The organism is Siminovitchia thermophila (assembly GCF_016909185.1).
GTDB lineage: Bacteria > Bacillota > Bacilli > Bacillales > Bacillaceae_C > Siminovitchia > Siminovitchia thermophila.
The window spans coordinates 60316-66315 of record NZ_JAFBFH010000030.1 but is presented as its reverse complement, the minus strand read 5'-3'; the positions used below and the strand labels follow the sequence as shown (position 1 = coordinate 66315).

General features: G+C 43.3%; 4 protein-coding genes. All 4 read left to right on the top strand.

Annotated elements, in window-relative coordinates; genetic code table 11:
- Positions 1-161: 161 nt before the first annotated feature.
- The 4 genes from JOC94_RS17545 to ymfI all read left to right on the top strand — a co-directional run bounded on the left by JOC94_RS17545 (position 162) and on the right by ymfI (position 5967).
- Positions 162-2474: an FtsK/SpoIIIE family DNA translocase gene (locus JOC94_RS17545; RefSeq protein ID WP_205179995.1), complete on the top strand. Its 2313-nt coding sequence runs from the start codon at positions 162-164 to the stop codon at positions 2472-2474.
- A gap of 103 nt (positions 2475-2577) precedes the next feature.
- The gene (yfmF, locus tag JOC94_RS17540; protein ID WP_205179993.1) at positions 2578-3855 is read left to right on the top strand and encodes an EF-P 5-aminopentanol modification-associated protein YfmF; all 1278 of its coding nucleotides are present in this window, start codon (positions 2578-2580) and stop codon (positions 3853-3855) included.
- Positions 3855-5144, top strand: a complete 1290-nt coding sequence (yfmH, locus tag JOC94_RS17535; protein ID WP_205179997.1) for an EF-P 5-aminopentanol modification-associated protein YfmH — start codon at positions 3855-3857, stop codon at positions 5142-5144. The genes yfmF and yfmH overlap by 1 nt, the downstream gene beginning before the upstream one ends.
- 97 nt (positions 5145-5241) lie before the next feature.
- The gene (ymfI, locus tag JOC94_RS17530; RefSeq protein WP_205179991.1) at positions 5242-5967 is read left to right on the top strand and encodes an elongation factor P 5-aminopentanone reductase; all 726 of its coding nucleotides are present in this window, start codon (positions 5242-5244) and stop codon (positions 5965-5967) included.
- Positions 5968-6000 lie beyond the last annotated feature (33 nt).

Here is a 6000-nt window from a genome sequence, read left to right as displayed (position 1 = left end):
TGCCGTAAGGCTCCCACTTCAAAATCTTGAGTGAATACAAAAGGTCCAAGTGTGAGAAAACGGCACCTAAATGCCCGATTGGTTCAACTAACATTTCTTGGGAAAGGCATACCAAGAAATGAAGTTTCACTTTATTTTTTAATGATCGCAAGGTGAATAAGATGGCAAAACGAAAAAAAAGAAGTCGAAAAGCGAATAAATTGAAACGGATCTTACAATTTGAACTCGCAGGTATCGCGTTATTCGCGTTATGCTTAATTTCCATCGTGAAATTGGGAGCGGTCGGGCGAGGAATACACAACTTCTTTTACTTTTTCCTTGGCGAATGGTATATGGCCGGGATGCTTTGGGTACTGTATATGGCCGCTTTTTTTGTTGTTAAAAGGGAATGGCCGCCCTTTTTTAAGGGAAGGCTCATTGGCATCTATTTCATATTGTCGAGCGTACTTTTGTTTTCTCATATCAGGCTATTCGGATTTATGTCGGAAAAAGGGCTGCTGGACAACGCCAGTGTGATTAAAAATACATATTCCCTTTTCATGCAAATCATCCAAAATGAAACATCGACAAATGACCTTGGCGGCGGGATGATCGGCGCCGTTTTGTTTTCGGGGTCTCATTTACTATTTGACACAACCGGAACGAAAATCATCAGCTTTTTTCTCATCTTTACAGGCGTATTACTCTTGACAGGCAAATCGATTGGAGGATTTATTGAAGCGGCAGGCCTCAAGAGCCTGGCATTCTTTAAGAAACAATGGGCGGCATTTAAAAACGACCTGAAAGAGTGGAGGGCGGAAAAGGCAGAAAAAAGAGCGAGAAAAGAAGATGAAAAAGCAAATGAAACAGTGGTACAAAACGAGGATATTGTGAAAAAAGATGTCGAGGAAGAAGTGGAACCCATTATATCGAGTTTTACGGAACGAGATCCGGCTGCGCATGATCAGCCAATGGTGACGGAGAGCGAAAAGCCGGTGAAGCCAAAACAGGAAAACACGGCGGACGAAGACATATCACAACCTCTTACTTTTACAGAAGTGGAAAATAAAGATTATAAGCTTCCCCCCAACTCTTTGCTTGTAAGGCCGAAAGCAGCCGACCAAAGAAGCGAGTACAAATTAATCCATTCAAATGCGGCAAAACTTGAAAAAACATTTCAGAGCTTCGGTGTAAAAGCACGTGTCACGCAAGTTCATTTGGGGCCGGCGGTAACAAAATATGAGGTTCATCCGGACGCAGGTGTAAAGGTAAGCCGGATTGTAAGCCTCAGTGACGACTTAGCCCTGGCGTTGGCGGCAAAAGATATAAGAATTGAAGCCCCCATTCCGGGAAAGTCGGCAATTGGCATAGAAGTGCCGAATTCGGAAGTTGCCGTCGTATCGCTAAGGGAAGTACTGGAGTCGAAACAACACCAAAAGCCCGAAGCGAAGCTGCAAATTGGCTTAGGCAGGGACATAACGGGCGAGGCGGTGGTAGCAGAGCTGAATAAAATGCCGCATCTTCTCGTAGCCGGGGCAACGGGAAGCGGGAAAAGCGTATGTATTAACGGGATCATTACAAGCATTTTAATGAGGGCAAAGCCGCATGAAGTGAAAATGATGATGATTGACCCCAAGATGGTGGAATTAAATGTTTATAATGGTATTCCCCATTTGCTTGCCCCTGTTGTTACGGATGCCCGCAAAGCATCACAGGCGCTGAAAAAAGTAGTCAGCGAAATGGAAAGACGTTATGAACTGTTTTCCCATACCGGGACTAGAAATATTGAAGGCTATAATGAGTTCGTCAACCGTATGAATGTGAAAATGGAGGACAAACAGCCGCTTTTACCTTACATTGTCGTCATCGTCGACGAACTCGCCGATTTAATGATGGTGGCTTCTAATGATGTGGAGGATTCGATCACTCGGCTCGCCCAAATGGCCCGGGCCGCAGGAATTCATTTGATTATCGCCACACAACGACCATCTGTGGACGTTATTACCGGCGTCATCAAGGCAAATATCCCTTCGCGTATTGCGTTTGCCGTATCCTCGCAAACCGATTCGAGAACAATTCTTGATACAGGTGGGGCGGAAAAATTGCTTGGCAGGGGGGATATGTTATTTCTGCCGGTCGGCGCATCCAAGCCTGTTCGTGTGCAGGGAGCATTTTTATCTGACAAAGAGGTTGAAAATGTCGTCGAATTTGTGATATCCCAGCAAAAAGCACAGTATCAGGAAGAGATGATCCCGGAAGATATTCCGGAAACAGCTGCTGAAGTGGAGGACGAGCTTTATGAAGATGCCGTTCAACTGATTGCGGAGATGCAGACAGCCTCTGTTTCCATGCTCCAACGCCGATTCAGAATCGGTTATACGAGGGCTGCCAGACTGATTGATGAAATGGAGGCTCGGGGAATAGTAGGTCCATATGAGGGGAGTAAACCTCGAGCAGTACTAATACCGAAACAGACAGAGGAACAGACATCATAAACGTTCAAGGCTGTATATCCCCAAGGAATAAGGCATACGATATGCATGAGGAAGTTTTTTCAATTTTAAGCCCTATTTTCATTGTAAAAAGGAGGCGTGGCGAATGGCGCTGCTCCAGGAAGAAACAGTAAAAATAAATGGATATACTTTACATTTGATAAAAACAGATAAATTTAAAACGAATACGTTTATCTGGAAAATGAAGGCTCCTTTAGAGCAGGACACAGTCACTTTGCGGGCGCTGTTGCCGCAAGTATTGCAAAGCGGGACGAAAAACCATCCAACGACGGCAAGCTTGCGCTCCTATTTGGATGATTTATACGGAGCAACGCTTCAAGTGGATTTAGCCAAAAAAGGGGAATATCATATTATCACTTTTACCATTGAAATTGCGAATGAGGCTTATTTACAAGGAAGTGAGCCGCTGCTGCAAAAAGCCGTGGTTTTGCTCAAAGAAGTCTTATTACATCCAAATGCTACTAACAATGCTTTTGATTCGGAAACAGTCGAGAAAGAAAAGCGGAATTTAAAACAGCGGATCACATCTGTTTACGATGATAAAATGCGTTATGCCAGCGTCCGTTTGACCGAAGAAATGTGCAAGGGAGAGCGATACGCGCTTTTTGTTCATGGAGAAGCGGAACGGATAGATGAGATAACACCTGAATCTCTATATCAATACTATGAAAAAGCCCTGGCGGAAGATGAGCTGGATCTTTATATTATCGGGGATATTGACCGCGAGGAAGCTGAAACATATTGTGAACAGATAAGCTTTACAGACCGCGCGCCAAAGACCATTGATGCGGAAGGCGGGCAACCGGACAGGGATTTGAAAACGATTGTGGAAAGACTGGATGTAAAGCAGGGGAAATTAAATATCGGGTATCGTACAAATATCCGCTACGGTCATAGGGACTATTTCCATTTGCAAATGTTTAACGGCATTTTCGGAGGATTCCCCCACTCAAAATTATTCATCAATGTACGTGAAAAAGCACACTTGGCCTATTATGCGGCCAGCCGGATTGAAAGTCATAAAGGGCTGCTCATGGTGATGGCCGGAATTGATGATAAAAATTACGAACAGGCAACAACGATCATCCACGAACAAATGACTTCCATGAAATCCGGAAATTTTACAGAACAAGAAATGGAACAGACAAAGGCAGTGATCAAAAACCAATTCCTTGAAGCGATCGATACATCTAGAGGACTGGTTGAAGTCCTTTACCATAACGTCATTGCCCGGGCAAACATTAAACCGGAAGACTGGATTCATGAAGTGGCCAACACGACGAAAGATGATGTCGTTGCCGTCGCTAAAAAAGTACAATTGGATACGATATACTTTTTGACAGGCGGAAAGGGGGAGAAATGATGAAGACACTTGTTTTCGAGCAGTTAAAGGAAACCATTTATTACGAAACGTTGGAAAACGGCTTGGATGTGTATATTTTGCCAAAGCCAGGTTTCAATAAAACATTTGCCACATTTACGACAAAGTACGGATCAATCGACAACACCTTTATTCCGCTCAACGGTCAACAACTGCAAACCGTACCCGATGGAATCGCCCACTTTTTGGAACATAAGATGTTTGAGAAAGAAGATGGCGATGTATTCCAATTGTTTAGTAAGCAGGGAGCTTCTGCCAATGCATTTACGTCATTTACACGGACAGCCTATTTATTTTCCAGCACCTCAAATGTGAAGCAAAACCTGGAAACACTTATTCATATGGTCCAGGAGCCTTACTTTACCGAAAAAACAGTTGAAAAAGAAAAAGGCATCATCGGCCAGGAAATAACGATGTACGATGACAATCCCGATTGGAGGGTTTATTTTGGGGTCATTGAAAACATGTACCACAACCACCCTGTAAAAATCGATATTGCCGGTACGATCGAATCCATTTCCGAGATTACAGCCGATCTTTTATATCTATGCTATAAGACTTTTTATCACCCAAGCAACATGCTGCTATTTATTACCGGTCCGGTTGATCCACAGGAAATGATGGAATTTATTCGCGCGGATCAAAGCAAAAAGCAATTTGAAAAAGCGGCTGATATTGTACGCCACTTTGAGGATGAACCACCCACTGTCGCCAAAAAGAAACAAGTTTTGCAAATGGATGTTCAGACAGCCAAATGCTTAGTAGGCGTAAAAGCCATGCAACCCGAGACAGAGGGGAAACAATTGCTTAAAACAGAAGTGGTGATGAATTTGCTGCTTGATACATTGTTCAGCAAAAGTTCAAGCCATTACGAGTCACTTTATAATGAAGGGCTCATTGACGAAACGTTTCAATATGATTTTACACAGGAAGACAGCTTCGGGTTTGCGATTATAGGGGGGGATACAAGGGACCCCGATCGTTTGACGAAGCGGCTTAATGAAATCTTGCTTGGGGATGTATCGGCCTACTTGACGGAGGAGATGCTTGAAAGAGCCAAAAAGAAGCGGATTGGCGGCTTTTTAAGATCTTTGAACTCACCGGAATTTATCGCCAACCAGTTTACCCGATATGCATTTAACAACTCCAATTTATTTGAAGTGCTTCCTGTTATAGAAAACATTACACATAACGATGCTGTGACCGCAGCGCAACAATTTTTTTCCGAAGACCGCATATCGGTTTGCCAAGTAATACCAAAAGGCAGTTAAGGCCTGGCTAGCGCCAGGCTCTTTTGTTGGAAAGGAGAGGTATATTTTTTGAGGAAAATCATCTGAATTAGCGCCTAAGCGGAAAGGAAAGATGTTAATGAAAAAATTTGCTTTAATTACGGGGGCAAGCGGAGGCATTGGAGCATCTACCGCAAAAATATTGGCGAAAGAAGGTTGGAATCTGTATTTACATTATCATAGGAATGAAGAAAAAATCAAAGCCCTTATGAAAGAAATTGCTGAATATCATGAAGTTGAAATGATACCTGTTCAAGCAAATTTAGAAAAGGCCGGAGGTTGTCAAAAGCTGATTGACAATATTTTCGATATTCAAGCTATTGTTTATTCGAGTGGAAACGCTCCCTTTGGGCTTTTTACAGAACTTGATGATGAAACGGTGGAACAAACCATTCAACTTCACGTAAAAAGTCCAATTGCACTAATCAGACATTTGCTGCCAAAGCTGATGCGAAACAACGCTTCACAAATTGTATTAATCAGTTCTATTTGGGGCCAGACAGGCGCCGCTTGTGAGGTGTTGTATTCAACTGTCAAAGGGGCGCAGATTTCTTTCGTAAAGGCTTTGAGCAAGGAAGTGGCCAGCAATGGTTTAAACGTAAATTGTATTGCTCCCGGGGCCGTCAGAACCGATATGTTAAAGCATTTTACAAGTGATGAACTCGAACAGCTGAAAGAAGAGATTCCGATGAGAAGGCTTGGAAGGCCGGAAGAAGTCGCCGAAGCGGCAGCATTTTTATTATCAAGCAGGGCATCCTACATAACCGGACAAGTCATTGCTGTGAACGGCGGCTGGTATACTTGACATTTTGCGGCCGATGCCAAATTCATGAATAAT

Coding starts and splice junctions, on each gene's coding strand:
- JOC94_RS17545 (WP_205179995.1), top strand. CDS start 162: ATGGCAAAACGAAAAAAAAGAAGTCGAAAAGCGAATAAATTGAAACGG.
- yfmH (WP_205179997.1), top strand. CDS start 3,855: ATGAAGACACTTGTTTTCGAGCAGTTAAAGGAAACCATTTATTACGAA.
- ymfI (WP_205179991.1), top strand. CDS start 5,242: ATGAAAAAATTTGCTTTAATTACGGGGGCAAGCGGAGGCATTGGAGCA.
- yfmF (WP_205179993.1), top strand. CDS start 2,578: ATGGCGCTGCTCCAGGAAGAAACAGTAAAAATAAATGGATATACTTTA.